Here is a 366-nt window from a genome sequence, read left to right as displayed (position 1 = left end):
AAAGCGGCAACCGATGCAGTAATCAAAGCTAAGTACAGTGCCGATTGAATCAGGAATTTGTTACCGATACCGGTCGCGTTCATGACCACTATTTCACTTTCAGCGTAAAGACGACCAAAAGTAAGCAAAATACCAATATAGATACTGAGCGGAAGCATCAATAAGCCCATCGCTGGCATATTTAGACTAACGATCGACAAGATTAGACTCGCAGGGATAGCACCATCAGAGGCGTCCGCTAACACACTGATGAATTTTTGGCTGAGAAACACGAGAAAGAGAACAAAAAAGATCGCAAATTGGCTCTTGATTGTCTCGCGGATCAAATATCTAACAATAATCACGCTCAAATTACCTATACAAAAC

At 41.8% G+C, this 366-nt stretch carries 1 protein-coding gene; it reads right to left on the bottom strand.

Annotation, left to right across the window (positions count from 1 at the left end):
• Positions 1 to 344 (bottom strand): LptF/LptG family permease (locus BCT81_RS11300; protein ID WP_133152606.1); only part of this gene is annotated, 344 nt, incomplete at its 3' end.
• Between the last annotated feature and the right edge of the window lie 22 nt (positions 345 to 366).

The sequence above is a fragment of the Vibrio sp. 10N.261.52.A1 genome, from assembly GCF_002876325.1.
Classification (GTDB): Bacteria; Pseudomonadota; Gammaproteobacteria; order Enterobacterales; family Vibrionaceae; genus Vibrio; species Vibrio chagasii.
The sequence above is the reverse complement of the archived record's forward strand: the minus strand, read 5'-3'. Positions and strand labels throughout refer to the sequence as shown.